Origin of the sequence: Salipiger marinus (assembly GCF_900100085.1) — a bacterium.
In the GTDB taxonomy this organism is placed as follows: domain Bacteria; phylum Pseudomonadota; class Alphaproteobacteria; order Rhodobacterales; family Rhodobacteraceae; genus Salipiger; species Salipiger marinus.
Genome location: NZ_FNEJ01000014.1, coordinates 44029 through 63415, shown reverse-complemented (window position 1 = coordinate 63415; position 19387 = coordinate 44029). Strand labels below are relative to the sequence as shown.

General features: G+C 68.6%; 21 protein-coding genes and 1 tRNA gene. 13 read left to right on the top strand and 9 right to left on the bottom strand.

Annotated features, from left to right (window positions below; all coding sequences use genetic code 11):
• Positions 1 to 41: 41 nt before the first annotated feature.
• Positions 42 to 944: a LysR family transcriptional regulator gene (locus BLR51_RS16355; protein WP_089848966.1), complete on the bottom strand. Its 903-nt coding sequence runs from the start codon at positions 942 to 944 to the stop codon at positions 42 to 44.
• A gap of 98 nt (positions 945 to 1042) precedes the next feature.
• On the opposite strand from BLR51_RS16355, the gene BLR51_RS16350 reads away from it, so the two are divergent.
• The 5 genes from BLR51_RS16350 to BLR51_RS16330 all read left to right on the top strand — a co-directional run bounded on the left by BLR51_RS16350 (position 1043) and on the right by BLR51_RS16330 (position 4878).
• Complete coding sequence (locus tag BLR51_RS16350) at positions 1043 to 1861, top strand: SDR family NAD(P)-dependent oxidoreductase (RefSeq protein ID WP_089848964.1); 819 nt, start codon at positions 1043 to 1045, stop codon at positions 1859 to 1861.
• 170 nt (positions 1862 to 2031) lie between these two features.
• Positions 2032 to 2820, top strand: coding sequence for a 3-oxoadipate enol-lactonase (pcaD, locus tag BLR51_RS16345; RefSeq protein ID WP_089848962.1), 789 nt, complete (start codon positions 2032 to 2034; stop codon positions 2818 to 2820).
• Positions 2820 to 3548 carry an alpha/beta fold hydrolase gene (locus tag BLR51_RS16340; protein WP_089848959.1) on the top strand — a complete coding sequence of 243 codons (729 nt, stop codon included), beginning with the start codon at positions 2820 to 2822 and terminating at the stop codon, positions 3546 to 3548. The genes pcaD and BLR51_RS16340 overlap by 1 nt, the downstream gene beginning before the upstream one ends.
• Positions 3545 to 4369, top strand: a complete 825-nt coding sequence (locus BLR51_RS16335; RefSeq protein ID WP_089848957.1) for a lyase family protein — start codon at positions 3545 to 3547, stop codon at positions 4367 to 4369. The genes BLR51_RS16340 and BLR51_RS16335 overlap by 4 nt, the downstream gene beginning before the upstream one ends.
• A 218-nt stretch (positions 4370 to 4587) precedes the next feature.
• A complete protein-coding gene (locus BLR51_RS16330; RefSeq protein ID WP_089848955.1) occupies positions 4588 to 4878 on the top strand; it encodes an ArsR/SmtB family transcription factor in 291 nt (96 codons plus the stop codon).
• 16 nt (positions 4879 to 4894) lie between these two features.
• Here the strand turns inward: BLR51_RS16330 and BLR51_RS16325 are convergent, their stop codons facing one another.
• The 3 genes from BLR51_RS16325 to BLR51_RS16315 form a co-directional block, all read right to left on the bottom strand.
• Positions 4895 to 6778 (bottom strand): acyl-CoA synthetase, encoded by a 1884-nt coding sequence (locus BLR51_RS16325; RefSeq protein WP_089848953.1) that lies wholly within the window; start codon positions 6776 to 6778, stop codon positions 4895 to 4897.
• Between the two features lie 128 nt (positions 6779 to 6906).
• Positions 6907 to 8706 carry an ABC transporter transmembrane domain-containing protein gene (locus tag BLR51_RS16320; RefSeq protein WP_089848951.1) on the bottom strand — a complete coding sequence of 600 codons (1800 nt, stop codon included), beginning with the start codon at positions 8704 to 8706 and terminating at the stop codon, positions 6907 to 6909.
• A 123-nt stretch (positions 8707 to 8829) separates the two neighbouring features.
• Positions 8830 to 8903, bottom strand: a tRNA-Gly gene (locus BLR51_RS16315).
• A 113-nt stretch (positions 8904 to 9016) separates the two neighbouring features.
• Between BLR51_RS16315 and BLR51_RS16310 the strand changes: the two genes are divergently transcribed.
• Both BLR51_RS16310 and BLR51_RS16305 read left to right on the top strand, forming a co-directional pair.
• On the top strand, positions 9017 to 10099 hold the full coding sequence (locus BLR51_RS16310; protein ID WP_089848948.1) for a methylglyoxal synthase: 1083 nt from the start codon (positions 9017 to 9019) through the stop codon (positions 10097 to 10099).
• Between the two features lie 58 nt (positions 10100 to 10157).
• Positions 10158 to 10559: a DUF2177 family protein gene (locus tag BLR51_RS16305; RefSeq protein ID WP_089848946.1), complete on the top strand. Its 402-nt coding sequence runs from the start codon at positions 10158 to 10160 to the stop codon at positions 10557 to 10559.
• Positions 10560 to 10584: 25 nt separating this feature from the next.
• Here BLR51_RS16305 and BLR51_RS16300 read toward each other — a convergent pair whose 3' ends face one another.
• The 3 genes from BLR51_RS16300 to BLR51_RS16290 are packed head-to-tail and all read right to left on the bottom strand — an operon-like array spanning position 10585 to position 12530.
• Positions 10585 to 11328, bottom strand: coding sequence for an SDR family NAD(P)-dependent oxidoreductase (locus BLR51_RS16300; RefSeq protein ID WP_089848944.1), 744 nt, complete (start codon positions 11326 to 11328; stop codon positions 10585 to 10587).
• 9 nt (positions 11329 to 11337) lie between these two features.
• Entirely contained in the window at positions 11338 to 11973 is a 636-nt protein-coding gene (locus BLR51_RS16295) for a ChrR family anti-sigma-E factor (protein ID WP_089848942.1), read from the bottom strand.
• A complete protein-coding gene (locus BLR51_RS16290; protein ID WP_230797266.1) occupies positions 11970 to 12530 on the bottom strand; it encodes a sigma-70 family RNA polymerase sigma factor in 561 nt (186 codons plus the stop codon). Before BLR51_RS16290 ends, BLR51_RS16295 begins: the two co-directional genes overlap by 4 nt.
• 246 nt (positions 12531 to 12776) lie before the next feature.
• On the opposite strand from BLR51_RS16290, the gene BLR51_RS16285 reads away from it, so the two are divergent.
• From BLR51_RS16285 to BLR51_RS16270, 4 genes are all read left to right on the top strand, one after another.
• Positions 12777 to 14063: an NAD(P)/FAD-dependent oxidoreductase gene (locus tag BLR51_RS16285; protein ID WP_089848937.1), complete on the top strand. Its 1287-nt coding sequence runs from the start codon at positions 12777 to 12779 to the stop codon at positions 14061 to 14063.
• Positions 14060 to 14851, top strand: a complete 792-nt coding sequence (locus BLR51_RS16280) for a DUF1365 domain-containing protein (RefSeq protein ID WP_311135845.1) — start codon at positions 14060 to 14062, stop codon at positions 14849 to 14851. Before BLR51_RS16285 ends, BLR51_RS16280 begins: the two co-directional genes overlap by 4 nt.
• A complete protein-coding gene (locus BLR51_RS16275) occupies positions 14848 to 16005 on the top strand; it encodes an SAM-dependent methyltransferase (RefSeq protein ID WP_089848933.1) in 1158 nt (385 codons plus the stop codon). Before BLR51_RS16280 ends, BLR51_RS16275 begins: the two co-directional genes overlap by 4 nt.
• A gap of 132 nt (positions 16006 to 16137) precedes the next feature.
• Positions 16138 to 16491 carry a cupredoxin domain-containing protein gene (locus BLR51_RS16270; RefSeq protein WP_089848931.1) on the top strand — a complete coding sequence of 118 codons (354 nt, stop codon included), beginning with the start codon at positions 16138 to 16140 and terminating at the stop codon, positions 16489 to 16491.
• Here the strand turns inward: BLR51_RS16270 and BLR51_RS16265 are convergent.
• Both BLR51_RS16265 and BLR51_RS16260 read right to left on the bottom strand, forming a co-directional pair.
• The gene (locus tag BLR51_RS16265) at positions 16488 to 17033 is read right to left on the bottom strand and encodes an rRNA large subunit pseudouridine synthase E (RefSeq protein ID WP_089848929.1); all 546 of its coding nucleotides are present in this window, start codon (positions 17031 to 17033) and stop codon (positions 16488 to 16490) included. The genes BLR51_RS16270 and BLR51_RS16265 overlap by 4 nt on opposite strands.
• Before the next feature lie 3 nt (positions 17034 to 17036).
• Complete coding sequence (locus tag BLR51_RS16260; protein WP_089848927.1) at positions 17037 to 17489, bottom strand: nucleoside deaminase; 453 nt, start codon at positions 17487 to 17489, stop codon at positions 17037 to 17039.
• A gap of 96 nt (positions 17490 to 17585) precedes the next feature.
• On the opposite strand from BLR51_RS16260, the gene BLR51_RS16255 reads away from it, so the two are divergent.
• Together BLR51_RS16255 and BLR51_RS16250 are read left to right on the top strand one after the other, a co-directional pair.
• Entirely contained in the window at positions 17586 to 19061 is a 1476-nt protein-coding gene (locus BLR51_RS16255) for a pseudouridine synthase (protein WP_089848925.1), read from the top strand.
• 121 nt (positions 19062 to 19182) lie between these two features.
• Entirely contained in the window at positions 19183 to 19377 is a 195-nt protein-coding gene (locus BLR51_RS16250) for a hypothetical protein (RefSeq protein WP_089848923.1), read from the top strand.
• Positions 19378 to 19387 lie beyond the last annotated feature (10 nt).

Genomic DNA, 19387 nt, shown 5'->3' with positions numbered 1-19387 from the left:
TTTGTGTCGACCGCTCAGCGGCGGACAGGGCAGCCTGCCCGTCAGCTCTCTCTATCCGCCCCCTGCCGAAGGCTTTCCAGAAACAGGCTAAAGGCACGGGTGGGCTGGCGGCGGCTAGAATAGAACGCGTGGTAGCCCGGAAACCGGGGGCACCAGTCGGCAAGGACTTCGACAAGACCGCCGTCCTTCAGCGCGGGCGCGGCAAGGTCTTCAAGCATGTAGGCCAACCCCATCCCCGCACAGGCCGCCCCGACGAGCGCGTCACCGTCATTGACGATGACGGACGGCGCCACCTTCACCGTCTCCGCCCGCCCATCCTTTTCGAACGACCACGGCGACAGGGTGCCACCGGCGTTTCTGAACCCGATGCAGCGATGCGCCGACAGCTCGCGCGGCCTGCGCGGCGGATCGCAGGTGTCGAGATACCGCGCCGCGCCCACCACGACAGCCCTCAGAGATGGGCCCACGGGCACCGCGACCATGTCCATCTCCAGATCCTCGCGCAGCCGTATCCCGATGTCGAACCGCTCGGCCACGATATCGACATGCCGGTTCTCCACGCTCAGTTCGCCGTCAATCTCGGGATGGGCCGCGATCAGCCGCGCAAAGGCCGGCCAGACGAGCGTATCCGCGGCATGTTTTCCGCAGGTCACCCGCAGGCGCCCGCCCGGCTGCTCGCGCAGCCGCCCAAGCTCCTCGATCTCCGCATCCAGCTCTGCAATCACCGGGGCGAGCGTGTCCAGCAGCCGCTCCCCCGCTGCGGTCGGGGCAAGGCTGCGCGTCGAACGTGACAGCAGCCTGAGACCCAGTTCGCCCTCAAGGCGCTTCACGGTCTGGCTGACGGCGGACTGGGTCACCCCAAGGCTGCGCGCCGCCGCAGTGAAGCTGCCCAGTTCGGCAACCCGGTTGAAAATGGCGAGGTCCGAAAACTTACGGGGTTCCATTCAGTAGCCTTACTACTTGGTCCGACAATTTTGCGGGCACTAATCGCACACTTCACAAACATGCTAATCAAGGGCCCACCAGACAAGAGGATCTGACAATGACAGACAAAGTATGGTTCATCACCGGGGCTGGCGGTGGGTTGGGGCATCTGCTCGCCCGCGATGCCTTGCGGGCTGGCGCCAAGGTCGTGGCCACCAGTCGAACCGCTGACGGGCTTGCCGAACGCCTCTCCGCGCCACAGGGCCGCCTGCTCGTGCTGCCGCTTGACGTGACCGATGCCGGGGCGGCTTTGGCTGCGCATGACGCCGCCATCAAAACGTTTGGCCGGATCGATGTTCTGGTCAACAACGCCGGTCGCGCGCAGCTTGGATGGTTCGAGACGATCCCTGATGACGACATGCGCCAGCAGTTCGAGGTCAACCTTTTCGGGGCGATGACCGTGGCGCGTGCGGTGCTGCCGACGATGCGCCGCCAGCGCTCGGGGCTTCTGGTCACCATCTCGTCGGTGAACGGCCTCGTTTCGAACCCCGGTGGATCGGTATATTCCTCGTCCAAATTCGCGCTTGAAGGCTGGATGGAGGGGCTCGCCGAAGAGATTGCTCCGCTGGGCATCCGCTCTCTTGTTGTGAACCCCGGGATGATGCGCACGAATTTCCTTGATCCGTCGCGTGCGCGGCAGGGAAATGTCGAGATTGCCGATTATGCCGAGGCGGTGGCCGGGTTCCGGGCCTTCATCACACAGGCGAACGGCGCGCAGCAGAACGATCCCGAAGCGCTTTCCGCCCTGATCGTCGCCGAAGCGTCGTCTGCCGAACCCGCGCGACGGCTCCTGTTCGGGCGCGATGCGCATGACTGGGCCCGCGCCAAATGCCAGCAGCTTGCCGCGGAAATCGACGCCTCGCGCGCACGGGCCTGAACGGGCGCAACGCCGTCCTGGCCCGCGGGGCCGACATCCGGGGCGCACGGCTTCCGAGGATGCCTTCGGCGGCGACGGTTAGACAGAGCGTCATCGCCCGACCCGATCCCGCCCTTTTCTCTGCCCTGCAGCGCCGTTACCATGGCCGCGACAGTCAGGGAGCCTGCCGCATGCACATGGCCGATCTGGGCGACATCCGCCTGCACTACCGTCTTGACGGGCCGGAGGATGGCGCGCCCTTGGTGCTGATCCACGCGCTGGGGACCGACCTGCGCCTGTGGGACGCGCTGATCCCGCTGCTGCCGCAGGGGCTGCGCGTGCTGCGCTATGACCTGCGTGGGCACGGCCTTTCCGACATTCCGCCGGGCCCCTATGCCATGGGCGCGCTGGTGCGCGATGCCGAACGGCTGATGGACTTCTGCGGGATGCGCGACGCGATGGTGCTGGGCGTGTCGCTGGGCGGACAGGTCACGCAGGGGCTGGCGGTAAAGCGGCACGATCTGGTGCGCGCCGCGATCCTGTCGAACACCGCCGCCCGCATCGCCACCCGGCAGATCTGGGAAGACCGCATCGCGCAGATCGAGGCGCAGGGCATGGCGGCGCTGGCCGATGCGGTGCTGGAGCGCTGGTTCCCCCGCGCCTTCCGCGCCACGCCCGACCTGCAGCGCTGGCGCAACATGCTGCTGCGCACCCCGCCCGAGGGCTATGCCGCCTGCTGTGCGGCGATCGCGGGCACGGATTTCTACACCCCCACCGCCGGGCTGCGCCTGCCGGTGCTGGGCCTTGCGGGCAGCGAGGATGGATCCACCCCGCCCGATCTGGTGCGCGAAACGGTGGATCTGATCCCCGGATCGCGCTTCGCGCTGATCCGGGGCGCGGGGCACCTGCCCTGCGTGGACCAGCCGCAGGCCTATGCCGACCATGTCACCGCGTTCCTGCACGCGCAGGGGCATCTGTGATGGCGCGCATCCTGCTGATCCATGGCGCGGCCCACGGGGCGTGGTGCTGGCGCGACGTGATCCCGGCACTGGCAGAGCGGGGCCATCAGGCCTGGGCCATCGATCTGCCCTCGCACGGGCAGGACATCACCCCCGCCGCCGAGGTGACGCTGCAGAGCTATGTGCAGGCCATTCAGGCCGCGCTGGACGAGCCTGCCGTGATCGTCGCGCATTCCATGGGCGGCGTGCCTGCCACGCAGGTGGCCGAACTGGCGCCTGACCTGGTGCAGCGGCTGATCTATCTCTGCGCCTATCTGCCCGAAGATGGCGACAGCGTGGCCAGCCTGCGCCGCGCGGGCCCCAGCCAGCCGCTGCTGCCCGCGATCCTGCGCGACCCCGGTGGCGTGACCTTCCGCTTTGATCCGGCGCTCGCGCGCGAGAAATTCTATCACGACTGCCCGCCCACGCTGGTGGACCGGGCGCTGCGGCACCTGACCCCGCAGCCGATCCGCCCGCAGGAAGATGGCGTAAGCCTTGCGGGCATCGCCGAAACCGTGCCGCGCAGCTATATCGTCTGCGCGCAGGATGCGGCGATCCCGCCCGACTATCAGCGCGCCATGGCCTCGGTCCTGCCGCGCGACGAGGTGGTGGAGATGACCTGCTCCCACTCACCCTTCCTGTCTGATCCCGACGGGCTTGCCGCCGTGATCGACCGCCTTGTGACCGCCGATGGAAAGACCGCCCCATGACCGCCAGCCCCTTTGACAGCGCCCATCTGCACCGGCTTTTTGCGCCCGGCGACATGGCCCGGCTGTTCAGCGACAGCGCCGACATCCGCGCGCAGATGATCGTGCTGGGTGCGCTGGCGCGGGTGCAGGGCGAGGCAGGCGTGATCCCCGACCTGTCGGGCCGCGCCATCCACCGCGCCAGTCTGGAACTGCAGATCGACCCGTCGGGGCTGGCCGCACGCGTCGCGGCAGAGGGCGCCACCGCCCCGGCACTGGCACAGGCCTTCCGCGACCTGATGCAGGCCCCCGACCATGCGCGCTACGTGATGACCGGCGCAGCGCCCGCCCATGTGCAGGACAGCGCGCTGATGCTGCGGCTGCGGCAGGTGCTGGCGCAGATGGAGGCGGCGCTGGACGCGCTTTTGGGCCGTGACCTGCCCGCTGGCGCGCGCGCCGCACTGCAGGCGCAGAAGGACGGCCTGCCCGCCCTGCGCGATGGCGCCCTGTGGGTGTCGCTGCCCGATGCCGCGCTGCGCCCGGCGCTGGCCGCGGCGCTGGGGCTGCGCGATCCGGGCTGCGACTGGACCGCCGACCGGAGCCCGCTGCGCCGCGTCGCGGGCTGGGCCGCCACGCTGGCCGGGGCGCTCTGCCCGCTGGCCCGGCCCGACGACCCGGTGCGCGCTGCTGCGCTGCAGGCCCTTGCCGCACAGGCCGCTGCGCTGCTGCCGCTGCTGGACGCGCCCGATGCCGCCATGGCGCAGCCCGCCGAATGGCTGGCGCTGCCGCAGATCCTGCTCTGCGCCGGGGCGGCGCTTGGCCATGCCGAGGCCTTGGCGGCGTGAGGCTTGCGCCCGGCGCGCGGCTCTGCGATAGCGCCTCTGCCCGAAATCAGGGCATGGCCCCTGCCGGTGGCCCCGGAGCCGCGACGCGGTCCGGGGGCAGGCTCGCCTTCCGCCGCAGACCGCCTATATAAAGTGCTGAGCTTGCAGACCGCCCATGGCTCACAGAGGCCCAAGACGTGACCGACCAGACGACGATCTCCCCGCCCCCCGCTGAAGACATGGCCGAAAACGCCCGCAGCGCGGCGGCCTTTCTCAAGACGCTGGCCCATGAGGGGCGGCTGATGATCCTGTGTCATCTGGGCTCGGGCGAGAAATCCGTGGGCGAGCTGGAAAGCCTGCTGGGGATCCGGCAGGCGGCGGTCAGCCAGATGCTGGCCCGTCTGCGCGAGGAAGGTCTGGTGCAGACCCGCCGCGACGGCAAGACCATCCATTACAGTCTGGCCAGCGATGACACTGGCCGGGTGATCGCCCTGCTTTACGAGATGTTCTGCGCCCCCAGACCGGGCTGACACCGCCCGGGCAGGATCACTCCTCCGCCCAGTCCCAGGCTTGGGCAAAATCCCCCAGACAGCGCGCCACCGCGTCGCGGTCCGCGCCATGGGCCGCAACCCGCGCCACCAGCCCGCGCTTGCGGTCATCACTCACGGACACGACCCGCGCGGGCAGGCCTGCCGACTCCAGCGCGGCGTTGCAGACGCGGGTGATCGCCTGCTTGCGCAGGTCCGGCTTGAACACCTTGCCCACGGCGGTCTTGGGCAGTTCGGGCAGGATGGTCAGATGTTTGGGATAGGCGGCGCGTTCATGGATATGCACGCGGGCATGGGCCATCAGCTCGGCCTCGGTCACCGAGGCACCGGCCACCAGTTCGACAAAGGCGCAGGGCAGTTCGCCTGCATGGGCGTCGGGCTGGCCGATGGCCCCGGCAAAGGCCACGGCGGGATGTGCCAGCAGCGCCTGTTCGATCTCGGCGGGGTCGATGTTGTGCCCGCCCCGGATGATCAGATCCTTGGCCCGCCCGGTGATCCACAGATAGCCGTCCGCATCCAGCCGTCCCAGATCGCCGGTGCGCAGATAAAGCCCCTCGTGGAACAGGTCGTGATTCTTGTCGAGCTCGGTATAGGTCGACCCGGCATAGACGCCGGGACCGGCCACGCAGATCTCGCCCACCTCGTCGGGCGGGCATTCGCGCGGGCCGTCAGGGGTCTGGGCCACGATCCGGACATGGGTATAGGGAAAGGGAATGCCGACCGAGCCCACCTTCTTCGGCCCGTCCGGCGGGTTGACCGCCACAAGACAGGTCGCCTCGGTCAGGCCGTAGCCTTCGCAGATGGTCAGCCCGCAGGCCGCCTCGAACCGCCGGAACAGTTCCAGCGGCATGGGGGCCGATCCGGAAAAGGCGAATTTCACCGAGGAGATGTCGGCATCCACACGGCGCTGCATCAGGGCCGAGACCGCCGTGGGCACGGTGATGACAAAGGTGACCTTCCAGCGCGCGCAGAGCTTCCAGAAATTGTCGAACACGCCCTCGCCGCGATAGCCTGCGGGCGTGGGCAGGATCACATGCGCGCCAGAGGACAGCGCCGACATCACGATCACATGCGCGGCAAAGACATGGAACAGCGGCAGCGGGCACAGGATGACATCGTCTTCCCGGAACAGCAGCCGCGCCCCCAGCCAGCCGTTATAGAGCATCCCGGAACACAGATGCTGCGCCACCTTGGGCATGCCGGTGGTGCCGCCGGTGTGGAAATAGGCCGCGACCCGGTCCTGCGGCACATCCTCGAAGGCGAGCCGCGTGGGCTGCCGCGCCAGCAGCCTGCGGAAACAGCGCAGATCGGCGTGATGGGTGGCGGGCAGCTTCGGGCGCAGGAACGGCACGATCCAGCGTTTCGGCGGGGTCAGGTAGCGCGCCAGATCCACCTCCAGCACGGTGCCCACCTGCGGCGCGTGGCGGCAGGCCTCGGCCACCTTCTGCGCCACGTCGCTGCGCGGAAAGGATTTCAGCGTCACCACCACCTTGGCGCGGCAGTCGCGCAGGATGGCCGCGATCTGCTCCGGCTCCAGCAGCGGATTGACCGGCAGGACAATCCCCGCGACGGCGCCGCCCAGCAGGGTCAGCAGCGCCTCGGTGCAGTTGGGCAGCACCATGGCCACCACATCGCCCTGCCCCACGCCCAGACTGCGGAACAGGTTCGCCGCCTGCGTCACCTGCGCGTGCAGCTCTGCCCATGTCAGCGTCTCCGCCTTGTCCTGCGGCCCGGATTGCAGCTGGAAGCTGACGGCGGGACGGTCGGGAAAGGCCGCCGCCGTGCGCGCAAGACGCGCCAGCAGCGTGGCGGGCACGTCGCGCGCCTGCCATGGCATTTCCGCCTCGATGGCATCGCGGTCGGCCACGGATGCGTAGCTCATGGGCCTGTCTCCTCCTTGACCCGCGGGTGGGTCTCCCCCGCGGATCAGTCTGGAAAGGTTGTGGCCTTGGTGCAAGATCTTCGGACGCGGCGGCACAGAAACCTTGCTGCGGGCGCGGGCGCCCCGGCCTATTCCGACGCCAGCCCGTCGGTGAACTGCAGCCGCGCCAGCCGGGCGTAAAGCCCGCCTTCGGCCACCAGCGCATCATGGCTGCCTTCGGCCACGATGCGGCCATGCTCCATCACCACGATGCGGTCGGCCTTTTTCACCGTGGCCAGCCGATGCGCCACGATGATCGTGGTGCGCCCTTCGGCCAGCACGTCCACCGCCCTTTGCACCGCGCGTTCGCTTTCCGCATCCAGCGCCGAGGTCGCCTCGTCCAGCAGCAGCACCGGCGCGTCGCGCAGGATGGCGCGGGCGATGGCCACGCGCTGTTTCTGCCCGCCCGACAGCATCACGCCGCGTTCGCCCAGCCATGTGTCATAGCCTTCGGGCAGCGCGGTCAGGAAATCATGCGCGGCGGCGGCGCGGGCGGCGGCCTCGATTTCCGCATCCGAGGCATCGGGGCGGCCAAAGCGGATGTTGTCGCGGGCGGAGGCGGCAAAGATCACCGGATCCTGCGGCACCAGCGCGATATGGCGGCGGAAGGCGTCGCGCGCCATCTCCGACACCGGCACCCCGTCCAGCAGCACCTGCCCGCCATCGGGATCATAGAAGCGCTGGATCAGCTGCACGATGGTGGTCTTGCCCGCGCCCGAAGGCCCGACCAGCGCCACCGTCTCGCCGGGGCGGATGGTCAGCGCCACACCGTCCAGCGCCTTGACGCCGGGCCGCGCGGGATAGGTGAAATCCACATGGTCAAAGGTGATCTCGCCGCGCACCGGGCTGGGCAGCGCCCGGGGCTGCGCGGGATCCTGCACGCTGTCTTCGGTGTGCAGCAGTTCCACCAGCCGTTCGGTGGCCCCCGCCGCGCGCTGCAATTCGCCAAAGATTTCCGACAGCGCGGCCACGGCGCCCGCCACCATCACCGAATAGATCACGAACTGCACCAGCGCACCCGCGCTCATCACCCCGGCACGCACGTCCCACGCGCCCATCCACAGCACGCCGACAATGCCGGTGAACACCAGAAAGATGACGATGGCGGTCATCAGCGCGCGGGTCCAGATCCGCCGCCGCGCCGCATCGAAGCTCTTTTCGGTCACATCCGCAAAGGCCCGGCGCGAGATCACCTCGTGGGTGAAGCTCTGCACGGTCTGCACCGCCGCCAGCGCCTCGGCGGCATTGCCGGAAGAGGCGGCGATCCAGTCCTGATTTTCGCGGCTGAGCTTGCGCAGGCGCCGCCCCAGCGTCAGGATCGGCACCACCACCACCGGCACCAGCAGCAGCACCATGCCGGTCAGCTTGGCCGAGGTGAACAGCATCAGGGTCAGCCCGCCCGCAAAGATCAGCACGTTGCGCAGCGCGATCGACACCGACGATCCGATGACCGACAGGATCAGCGTGGTGTCGGTGGTGATCCGGCTCAGCACCTCGCCGGTCATGATCTTTTCGTAGAAGGACGGCGACAGGCTCATGACCCGGTCGAACACCGCCATGCGGATATCGGCCACCACCCGTTCGCCCAGCCGCGTGACAAAGGCGTAGCGCAGCGCCGTGCCCAGCGCCAGAAGCGCCGCGATGCCCAGCGCCGCCATGAAATAGCGGTCAAGCAGCGCGCCGTCTTCGACGTTGAAATTGTCGACCACGCGGCGCACCGCCAGCGGCAGGGTCAGCGACACCGTGGCCGTGGCGATCAGGGCAAGGATGGAGGCGACCATCAACCCGCGATAGGGCGCCATGAAGGGCCAGAGCGCCCCGAGCGAGCCAAGCTTGCGCGACTTGGCGCGATCGTCCTGCACGATGGCAGCGGGATTTCCGTGGGCCATTCCCCCTCCTTTGTCTGCACGGCAGGGTATCCCCGTGCAGGCTCTGCGCGTCAAGCCGAACCATGCCGGGGCACGGCGCGGCAAAAAAGCTGCGACATACGGTCCGGAGGCGGCGGGAGAGGATGGAGCGGGTAGACGGAATCGAACCGACATAGCCTGCTTGGAAGGCAGGGGCTTTACCATTAAGCTATACCCGCGCGGTGGCCCAGTTCCTAAGTCATGGCCTCGGGCGGGTCAAGCGGGTTGTTGACGCGCCGCCCCCTGCCCCTGACAACGGGATATGACCCAGCCCTTGCCCGGAGATGCTGCCATGGCGTTCGATTTCATCCTGATGCTGACCGCAGACGACCGCACCATCCCCGATGCCCGCGCCCGTCTGGCCGAGGCGTTGGAAGGCGGCGTGCGCCATATCGGGTTCAAGGATGTGGGCCTGCCCTTCGCCGACCTGAAAGGCCTTGCCGAAGACATCCGCGCAGCGGGAGGCCGGTCCTATCTGGAGGTGGTGAGCCTTGATGCCGAAAGCGAGCTGGCCTCTGCCCGCGCGGCGGTGGATCTGGATGTGGACTGCCTGCTGGGCGGCACCCGCGCCGAAGAGGTGACGCGGCTGACCCGGCAGCATCCGCTGCGCTACTATCCGTTTCCGGGCCGCATCACCGGCCATCCCAGCGTGCTGGAGGGCCCCGCCGCCGCGATCGTGGAGTCTGCCCGCCGCCTGACCGATCTGGAGCATGTGCACGGGCTCGACCTGCTGGCCTACCGCTTCGCGGGCGACGTGCCGGGGCTGATGGCGCAGGTCTGTGCCGCGGTCGAGGCGCCGGTGATCATGGCGGGCAGCATCGACAGCGAGGCGCGGGTGCTGGAGGCGGCGCGCGCCGGGGCCGAAGGCTTTACCGTGGGCACCGCAGCGCTTGCGGGCGCCTTCCCCGCCGAGGCAGAGGGCTTTGCCGCGCAGGTCCGCGCCATCCTTGCCATCACCACCCGCGCCCGCGCCGTGGCCACGGCGCCGCGCCGCATCGCGCTGGCCGCCCATGACACCCGCAAGGCGCAGCTTCGGGCTTGGGTCACCCGCCATTCCCGCGCGCTGGCCGGGCACCGGCTGATCTGCACCGGCGGCACCGGGCGCATGATCGACGAGGCGGTGCCCGGCCTGACCCTGCGCCGACTGCAGCGCGGCTCTCGCGGCGGCGACCAGCAGCTTGGCGCGCTGATCGCCACGGGCGAGCTGGACGCGGTGATCTTTTTCGCCGACCCCACCCTGCCCCATGGCGGCGATGTGGATCTGCAGGCGCTGACCCGGCTTGCCATGCTGCATGACACCCCCGTGGCGCTCAGCCCCGCGGCGGCGGATCTGGTGGCGGGCGGGCTTTTTGGCGCGGCACCGCCTTTCGGGTGATCCAGCGCGCGGGGTGGCGCGTAGACCAAAGGAGCACCCCAAGCAAAGCGAGGCCCCGATGCAGATCCCTCTCCTTTATGGCGTGACCGCCGCCATCTTCCTTGGGCTGGACATGCTGGGCATCCGGTTCATCGTGCGCCCGGTCTTCGACCGGCATGTGGGGCACCTGCTGGCGGAACCGCTGCGGCTGGGACCGGCGGCGGGCTTCTATCTCGCCTATGTGGCGGGGCTTTTGTATTTCGTCTCGGTCGATGCGCTGCGCGATGCGGCCCCGCTGCAGGCCCTGCTGGGCGGCGCGCTGCTGGGGCTGATGTGCTACGGCACCTACGAGATGACCAATTACGCCACGCTGGCCGACTGGTCGGTGGAGCAGATCGTGGTCGACGGTCTGTGGGGCGCGTTCCTGACCGGCTTTTCCGCATGGGCGGGCGTCGCGATCCTGACCGGCAAGCTGGCCTGATCCGGCACCCTGTCGCCTGCGCGGATCAGCGCAGGCGCGAGGTCAGGCGGAAGGCCAGCCCATAGGGCAGCAGGCGCAAGAGCTTCAGCAGCGTGGTGAAGCGCTTCGGAAAATGGATCTCGAAACTGCGGCCCGCCAGCCCCTTGGAAATGGCGCGCGCCGCATCTTCGGGTTCCATCATCGCGGGCATGTTGAAATCGTTCTGATCGGTCAGCCGGGTCCGCACGAAGCCCGGAGAGATCAGCCGCACATCCACATCGGGCGCAAGTTCAATGCGCAGGGTCTCGGCAAGGTTGATGATCGCGGCCTTGGTTGCGGAATAGGCCTGTCCCTTGGGCAGCCCGAAATAGCCCGCGACCGAGCCGAACAGCGCCAGCTGCCCGCCCTTCCGCAGCAGCTTCGGCGCCAGCCGCGCCACCAGCAGCGTGCCAAACACATTGACCCGCACCAGCGCCTCGGCTTTCTGCAGATCCATCTCGGAGACCGGCGTGGGATCATAAAGCGCTGCAGTGCAGATCACTGCATCGAGCTTTGGCCCTTCGGACAGCTGCGCCACGGCCTGTTCCACCGTCTCGCGCTGCAGCAGATCCAGCGGCAGCACCAGGGCGCCGCCGATTTCCTGCGCCAGCGCCTGCAGCGCGTCGCCATCGCGCGCCGACAGGATCAGCTGCGCGCCCTGCCCTGCCAGTTCGCGCGCCAGAGCGGCGCCGATGCCCGCGCTGGCGCCGATGATCCAGATCCGGCGGCTGGCATGGGGGGCGGAGGTCATGGCGTATCCTTAAATGCGGAACAAAGGCTGCAGCAGACGCGGCAGGAAGGCGGTGAACCGCAGCGGCGCGTCGGTGGCGGCCAGACAGATGCAGGGCGCCCCGGGGCAGGCGACGGGCTGGTGATCAAGGTCATCCTCGGCCAGTTCCACGTCTCCGACCCCAAAGCGGCCTTCGCTGTCGGAAAACGCGCCCTGCAGCACCAGCGTCAGTTCCAGCCCGTTATGGCCGTGCTCGGGCACGGCGCGGCCCGGCGGAATGTACAGCAGCCGCAGCGAACCGTCCTCGTCCGCCGACAGCACCTGCTGGCGGATGCCGCCGCCCAGCATGCGCCAGCGCGGCGGCTGGCCGTCCAGCGCCTGCATCACCGGCGCGGGAAAGATGCCCGACCGGCGCGGTGCGGGCGGGGGTGGCGGCGCGCTGTCAAGCGCGGCCAGCAGCCGGTCGCGCGCGCCGTCCTGCAGCGCGGCGGGCGCCAGCCGGTCAAGCAGGGCACCGCCCACCATCTCTTCGGCCTCGGCCTGAGCGCGGCAGGCATCGCACATCGACAGATGCGCTGCGACGACCACCGCAAAGTGATGCGGCAGCTGTCCCGCCGCATGGGCACGGATCAGATGATCCGGGATATGATGACTGATGGCACTCATTCTGGCTTCAGGTCTTTCAACTCATGCCTCAGGCGTTCCAACCCAAGACGTATACGGGACTTGATGGTTCCAAGCGGCAGGCCGGTGGTGCGGCTGATCTCGCTGTGCGGCATGTCTTCCATGTAGGCCTTCTGGATGGCCTGCACCTGTTCGGGGGCAAGCCGGTCCAGCGCCGCGCGCAGATGCCGCGCCTCCTGCGCCAGCGCGAGGATCTGCGGCGCGTCCGGCTCGTTTCCCGGTGGCTCTTCCAGTTCTTCCAGAACCACCGCCGGGCGGCGGCGCACAAGGTCGATCTGGCGGTTCCGCGCGATCCGGTAAATCCACGCTGAGGCTTCGGCGCGGTGCGGATCGAACTGCGCGGCCTTGTGCCAGACCGCCAGCATCACATCCTGCACCACATCCTCGGCGCTGCCGTCGCGCAGCCCGCCGCGCAGCAGCATCGCCTTCAGCCGCGGGCCAAAATGATCAAAAAGCCGCGCAAAAGCTGCGCGGTCTCGCCGATCCCGCACCGCGATCAGCCATTGCGTGGGCTCGGTGAATCCGTCAGGCGTTGTCACCGTGCCTCCTTTTCTCGCCAGTGTCCGGGTGCGAGTTTCACCCGCCCGCTGTCCGACATGCAAGTCGGCAGCGCTGTGCCCCACGGGGGCGTGATCGGTGAGGGTTGCATCCAGAGACATGCAGGGTTTACGGCATTCCGATGCCAAAGGATCACTCGTGCGGGGATTTTTTTCGGCCTTGGCTGATCCGTGGCGACAAACCTCACGTATTTAAGACTAATTCCCGTATCCACACGGAGGTGACGCGTGGCATTCGATCTTTCTCTTGGCTCTCCGCAGCGTGTGGCGGTGATCGGCGGCGGCATTTCCGGCATGGCCTGCGCATGGCTGCTGGCGGCCCGTCACAAGGTCACGCTTTACGAGGCCGCGCCAAGGCTGGGGGGCCATGCCCGCACCGTGGTGGCAGGGCGCGCCGGGGATCAGCCCGTCGATACCGGCTTCATCGTCTTCAACTATGCCAACTATCCGCATCTGACCGCGCTCTTCCGCGATCTCGACGTGCCGGTGGAACGCAGCGACATGAGCTTTGGCGTCTCGCTGGACAGCGGGCGGCTGGAATATGCCCTGCGGTCGGGGGATGCGGTGTTCGGACAGCGGCGAAACCTGCTGAATCCGACATTTCACGGCATGATCCGGGACATCCTGCGCTTCAACGCCCGGGCCGAGGCGGTGGCCGAAGGCCGCCCGGATCTGACCATCACCGATCTGGTGCGCGAGCTGCGGCTGGGTCAGGCCTTCCGCGACAGTTATCTTTTTCCGATCTGCGGCGCGATCTGGTCCACCCCCACCGGCAAGATCGGCGATTTCCCCGCCGAGACGCTGATGCGCTTCCTGCGCAACCACGCGCTGCTGTCGCCCAAGGGCCAGCATCAGTGGTGGACGGTGTCCGGGGGCAGCGTGTCCTATGTGTCGCGGCTGGAACAGGCGCTTGGCGCGCGCGGCGTGCAGATCCGCAGCGGCACCCCGGTGCGCAGCGTCAGCCGGGACGACACGCAGATCACCCTGAAGGCGGATCATGACACCCCGCGCGAATTCGATCAGGTGGTGCTGGCCTGCCACGCCGATGTGGCGCTCGACATGCTGGCGGATGCCAGCCCCGAGGAACAGGCGGCCCTTGGCGCGGTGCGGTTCCAGCCCAACCGCGCCGTGCTGCACCGCGATCCGCGCGCCATGCCGCAGCGCCGCCGCTGCTGGAGCTCGTGGGTCTTTCGCACCGAACGCAACCCGCAGCCCGGCGCCTCTGTGGGCGTGACCTACTGGATGAACAAGCTGCAGAACATTCCCGAAAGCGATCCGATGTTCGTGACCCTCAACCCGCAGGGCATCATTCACGAGTCGGCCATCTATGACGAAACGGTGTTCCGGCATCCCGTCTTTGACCCGGCGGCGCTGACCGCGCAGAAGACCATCGCGCAGATGCAGGGCATCAACCGCACATGGTTTGCCGGGGCATGGCTGCGCAACGGCTTTCACGAGGACGGCTTTGCCAGCGCGGTGCGCATCGCCCGCCACATGCTGCCGGAGCGGGTGTGACCGCGGCCACCCTGCCCCTTGCCGCGCGGCTGGAACAGGGCGCGGTGCTGCGGCTGCCCGCGCAGGTCACCCATGCCCGGCGCGGCGCCATCCGCCATGCCTTCGGCTATGCGGTGGAGTTCCTGCTGATGGATCCCGATCACGCGCGCAGCCAGCCGCTGTTTTCGCGCAACGGCTTCAACCTTGCCTCGCTGCGCGACCGCGATCATGGCGGGCCGCGCGGCAAGGGGCGCGGCGTGGTCTGGGCGCGCGAGATCTTCGCGCAGGCCGGGCTCGACTGCACCGGGCTGACCGTGGCGCTGCTGGCGCAGCCGCGCTTTCTGGGCTTCTGGTTCAACCCCGTCAGCTTCTGGCTGGCGCTGGACGGGCCGCATCTGCGCGCGGTGATCGCCGAGGTCAACAACACCTTCGGCGACCGCCACAGCTATCTGTGCCACCTGCCCGGATTTGTCCCGATCACGCCGCAGGATGACCTGACCGCGACCAAGGTGTTTCACGTGTCACCTTTTCAGGACATCTCCGGCACCTATCATTTCCGTTTTACGCTTGGGGACAGACGCATCGCCATCCGCATCATCCAGATCGACGGCACCGAAGGTCTGATCGCCGCCATGTCCGGCCCGGTCCTGCCGCTGCGCACGCGCGATCTGGCAGCCTCGCTGGTCCGGCGCCCCGGCGGGGCGCTGCGGGTTGTGGCGCTGATCTACTGGAATGCCCTTCGACTGAAACTGAAGGGCGCGGCTTACCGAAAACGGCCCGCGCCCCCCGATCACGAGGTCAGCTCATGAAACTGCCGATTACAGGCCTGATGAAACGCCGCCTTCTGGCCACGCTGGAACAGGCCACCGAGGGTCGGCTGACGCTGACCACCCCCGAAGGCACCGTGCACCATTTCGGCGCCGACGGCCCCGAGGCCGATGTGCAGATCACCGACTGGGCCGTGCTGCCCGCCATGCTGGCGCGGGGCGAGGTCGGCTTTGGCGAAACCTTTGTCGCGGGGATGTGGCACACCTCCTCGCTGGAACGGCTGGTGGCCTATACGCTGGCCAATCTGGACGCCCTGGATCATTACGCCACGCCCGGGATCTTTGCCCGGCTGCGGTTCCGGATCGTGGACCGGATCCTGCGCAGCAATTCGCTGCGCGGCGCCTCGCGCAACATCCGCGCGCATTACGACGTGGGCAACGAATTCTACCAGCTGTGGCTTGATCCCAGCATGACCTATTCTTCGGCGCTGTTCGCCGGAGACGAGGATCTGCCCGCCGCGCAGGCGCGCAAATACGACCGCATCCTGAACCGCCTGCCCGAGGGCGAGCGCATTCTGGAAATCGGCTGCGGCTGGGGCGGCTTTGCCGAACGCGCCGCCGAGGCGGGGCGCCATGTCACCGGCATCACCCTGTCGCCCAGCCAGAAAGGTTATGCCGATGCGCGGCTGGACGGGCGCGCCGACATCCGCCTGCAGGATTACCGCGCCGTGCAGGGCCGGTTCGACAACATCGTGTCCATCGAGATGATCGAGGCGGTGGGCGAACGCTACTGGCCAGTCTATTTCGCCACGCTGAAAGAGCGTCTGGCCGAGGGCGGGCGGGCCATGGTGCAGGCCATCACCGTGCCGGACGCGGAATTTTCGCTCTATCGCCAGCGCACCGATTTCATCCGGCACTACACCTTTCCGGGCGGCATGCTGCCCTGCGACGCGATGATCGCGCGCGAGGCGTCCAAGGCCGGGCTGGTGGTCCGCGAGAATTTCGCCTTTGGCCAGCATTACGCCCGCACCTGCCGGATCTGGGCCGAGGCGCTGCAGGCGCAGCGCGCCCGCATCCGCAAGCTGGGCTATGGCGAGCCCTTCCTGCGCAGCTGGCAGTTCTACGTCGAAAGCTGTGCCGCCACCTTTGCCACCGGGCGCACCGATGTGGTGCAGGTCGAACTGGCCCACGCCTGACCGGGCGCGCCGTCGCGGAGGATGCGGCAGGGCCCCGGCCCCGCCGCATCGCCCAAATTCTGCCCCAGTTTTCCGCTATCCGCCGGTCCGTCCCGGATGGGGATCCCTGTGCCGCAGAAGGAGCACGCAAGGATGCGCAAGATCACGACTCTGGCCCTGATGCTGGGAAGCCTCGCCGCGCCCCTCGCCGCCGCCGAGCATGAGGTGCTGATGATGGGCAACGGCTACTTCCCCGACTACGTCTATCCCGAACTGGGCGACACCATCGTGTTCCGCAACGACTCCGACATCGCCATGTCGGCCACCGCCACCGATGACAGCTGGACCACCGGCGTCATGCAGCCCGGCGCCGCCGTGCAGCTGCTGGTGGCCGAGGGCATGACCCAGACCTTCCGCGATACGGTGCAGCCCGACAATCCCGCAGCGGGGGTGATCGACTACATCAACCCCGCCCCGCTGCAGCTGGAAGAAAACGTCTCCAACTAGGCGTCGCGCCATGTGCCGGGCGCCAGCCCGTCCAGCGACCAGTCGCCGATCGACCAGCGCACCAGCCGCAGGCAGGGCAGGCCCACATGCGCCGTCATGCGCCGCACCTGCCGGTTGCGGCCTTCGGTGATGGTCAGTTCCAGCCACGCATCCGGCACCGACTTGCGGAACCGCACCGGCGGGTTGCGCGGCCACAGCTCGGGATCGGGGATCAGCCGTGCGCGCGCCGGGCGGGTCGGCCCGTCCTTCAGCGTCACCCCCTGCCGCAGCTGCTGCAGCTGCGCCTCTTCCGGGGTGCCTTCGACCATCACCAGATAGGTTTTCGGCTGCTTGAACTTCGGATCCGCGATCCGCGCCTGCAGCCGCCCGTCATCGGTCAGCACCAGCAGTCCCTCGCTGTCGCGGTCGAGCCGCCCCGCCGGATAGACCCCGGGCAGCGTGATGAACTTTGACAGCGTGGGGCGCGGGCTGTCCGCCGTGCCCTTGTCGGTGAATTGCGTCAGCACCCCGTAGGGCTTGTTGAACAGGATCACCCGCGGCATCCGTCACTCCCGCCTTTGTGCAAAAAATGCCCGCAGCAGCGCCTCCGCCTCGGGGGCGGCGATGCCGTCATAAACCTCGGGGACGTGATGGCACTGCGGATGGGCAAACACCCGCGCCCCCTGCGCCACACCCCCCGATTTGGGGTCGGACGCGGCGTAATACAGCCTGCGGATCCGGGCAAAGGAAATGGCGGCGGCGCACATCGGGCAGGGCTCCAGCGTCACGTAAAGATCATGCCCCGGCAGCCGTTCCGACCCCGCCGCGGCACAGGCGGCGCGCAGCGCCACAATCTCGGCATGGGCGGTGGGGTCATGCGCCGCGCGGGTAAGGTTGCCCGCCTGTGCCACCACCCGGCCTTCGGGCGACACCACCACGGCCCCCACCGGCACCTCGCCGCGCAGGGCGGCGGCACGCGCTTCGGACAGGGCAAGATCCATATGGCTGCGGAACGTCATGGGCCGGGCATAGCGCGAAGCCCGCCGCTTGGCGAGACGGCTTTCCCCCGTGCGAGACGGCTTCCCCAAACTCCGGCGATGCAGTAGGAGGGCAGCATGAAAAAGCCCCCCTCGCCCCCCGAACAGACCCCCACCTCCGCCGCCGCAGGCGACCGCATCGCCAAGGTGCTGGCCCGCGCGGGCGTGGCCAGCCGCCGCGATGCCGAGCGGATGATCGAGGAGGGCCGCGTGGCGGTCAATGGCAAGGTGATCGACAGCCCGGCGCTGAACGTCATCGCCAAGGACCGCGTGACCGTGGATGATGCGCCCTTGGCCGAACCCGAGGCGGCGCGGCTGTGGATGTATTACAAACCCATCGGGCTGGTGACGACCAACAGCGACGAAAAGGGCCGCGAGACCATTTTCGACAAGCTGCCCGAGGATCTGCCGCGGGTGCTGAGCGTGGGGCGGCTTGACCTCAACTCCGAAGGTCTGCTGCTGCTGACCAATGATGGCGGCATCAAGCGCAAGCTGGAACTGCCCTCCACCGGCTGGCTGCGCAAATACCGGGTCCGGGTCAACGGCACCCCCACCGAGGCGATGCTGGAGCCGCTGCGCGCCGGCATCGTGGTGGACGGTCAGGCCTTCCAGCCGATGCAGGTGACGCTGGACCGCCAGCAGGGTGCCAATGCATGGCTGACCGTGGGCCTGCGCGAAGGCAAGAACCGCGAGATTCGCCGCGCCATGTCCGATGTGGGGCTGACGGTGAACCGGCTGATCCGGGTGTCCTACGGGCCGTTCCAGCTGGGCCAGATGAACCCCGGCGAGGTGATCGAGGTGCGCCCCAAGGTGATGCGCGACCAGCTGGGGCTTGAAGGGCCGCCGCCCGAAAAGCCGCAGCCGACGCGCACCCGCAAACCCGGACCCGGCAAGCCGGGCCGCAGCGGCAAACCCGGCCCCGGCCCGGGCAGACCCGGCCTGCCGCGCGATCCGGAGACCGGCAAACCCATGGCGCGTGCGGGTGGACCCAAGACTGCAGGCCGCCGCGACGCCGAGACCGGCAGACCTGCGGGACGCTTTGGCGCAGGCGCGGGCGCGGGCGCGGGCAAGCCCATGGGACGCCGCGATGCAGAGACTGGCAAGCCAGCAGGCCGCCCCGGCGCCGGTGCCGCCAAGACCTTTGGCCGCCGCGATCCCGAAACCGGCAAGCCGATGGCGCGCGCTGGTGCAGGCACGGGCGCGGGCAAGCCCATGGGGCGCCGCGATCCGGAAACCGGGAAACCGGCAGGCCGCACCGGTCCGGGTGCCGCGAAGACCTTTGGCCGCCGCGATCCTGAAACCGGCAAGCCTATGGCGCGCGCAGGTGCAGGCGCGGGCGCAGGCAAGCCGATGGGGCGGCGGGATGCGGAGACCGGCACGCGCTCCGGTCCGGGCAAGACCTTTACCGCCAGATCCGCAGCGGGCGCGGCACCCCGCCCCGGCGGCAAGCCCGCTGGCAGGCCCGGTGGCGCACCGGCGGGCCGATCGGGGGGCAAGCCGGGGGGTCCGGGGGGCAAGCCCGGCCCGAAACCGGGGGGCAAGCCAAAGCGCTGAGCCCGCCCTGCCCCATCCTTGACATGTTCAATGTAACACTCTGTTAATCTTGGTGAAAAAAACCCGCGCGGCGCCAGAGTGATGCCGCGATTTTGCCCGGATTCGCCGCCAGACTTTGGGCATGACATCGATCTTCGCCCTTATTGTGCTATGTGCCACCACTCTGCTGGTGCTGGGAAACCTGCGGATGATCGCGCAGGACACGTGGCAGGCCTTGGCTCTGGCGGCCACGCGGCTGCGCGGTGACGGCCATCTGGGTGCCCGCACCGCCTTTGCGGCGCTGTGGATCCTGATCTTTGCGCTGAGCTATCAGTAACGGAGCCCGG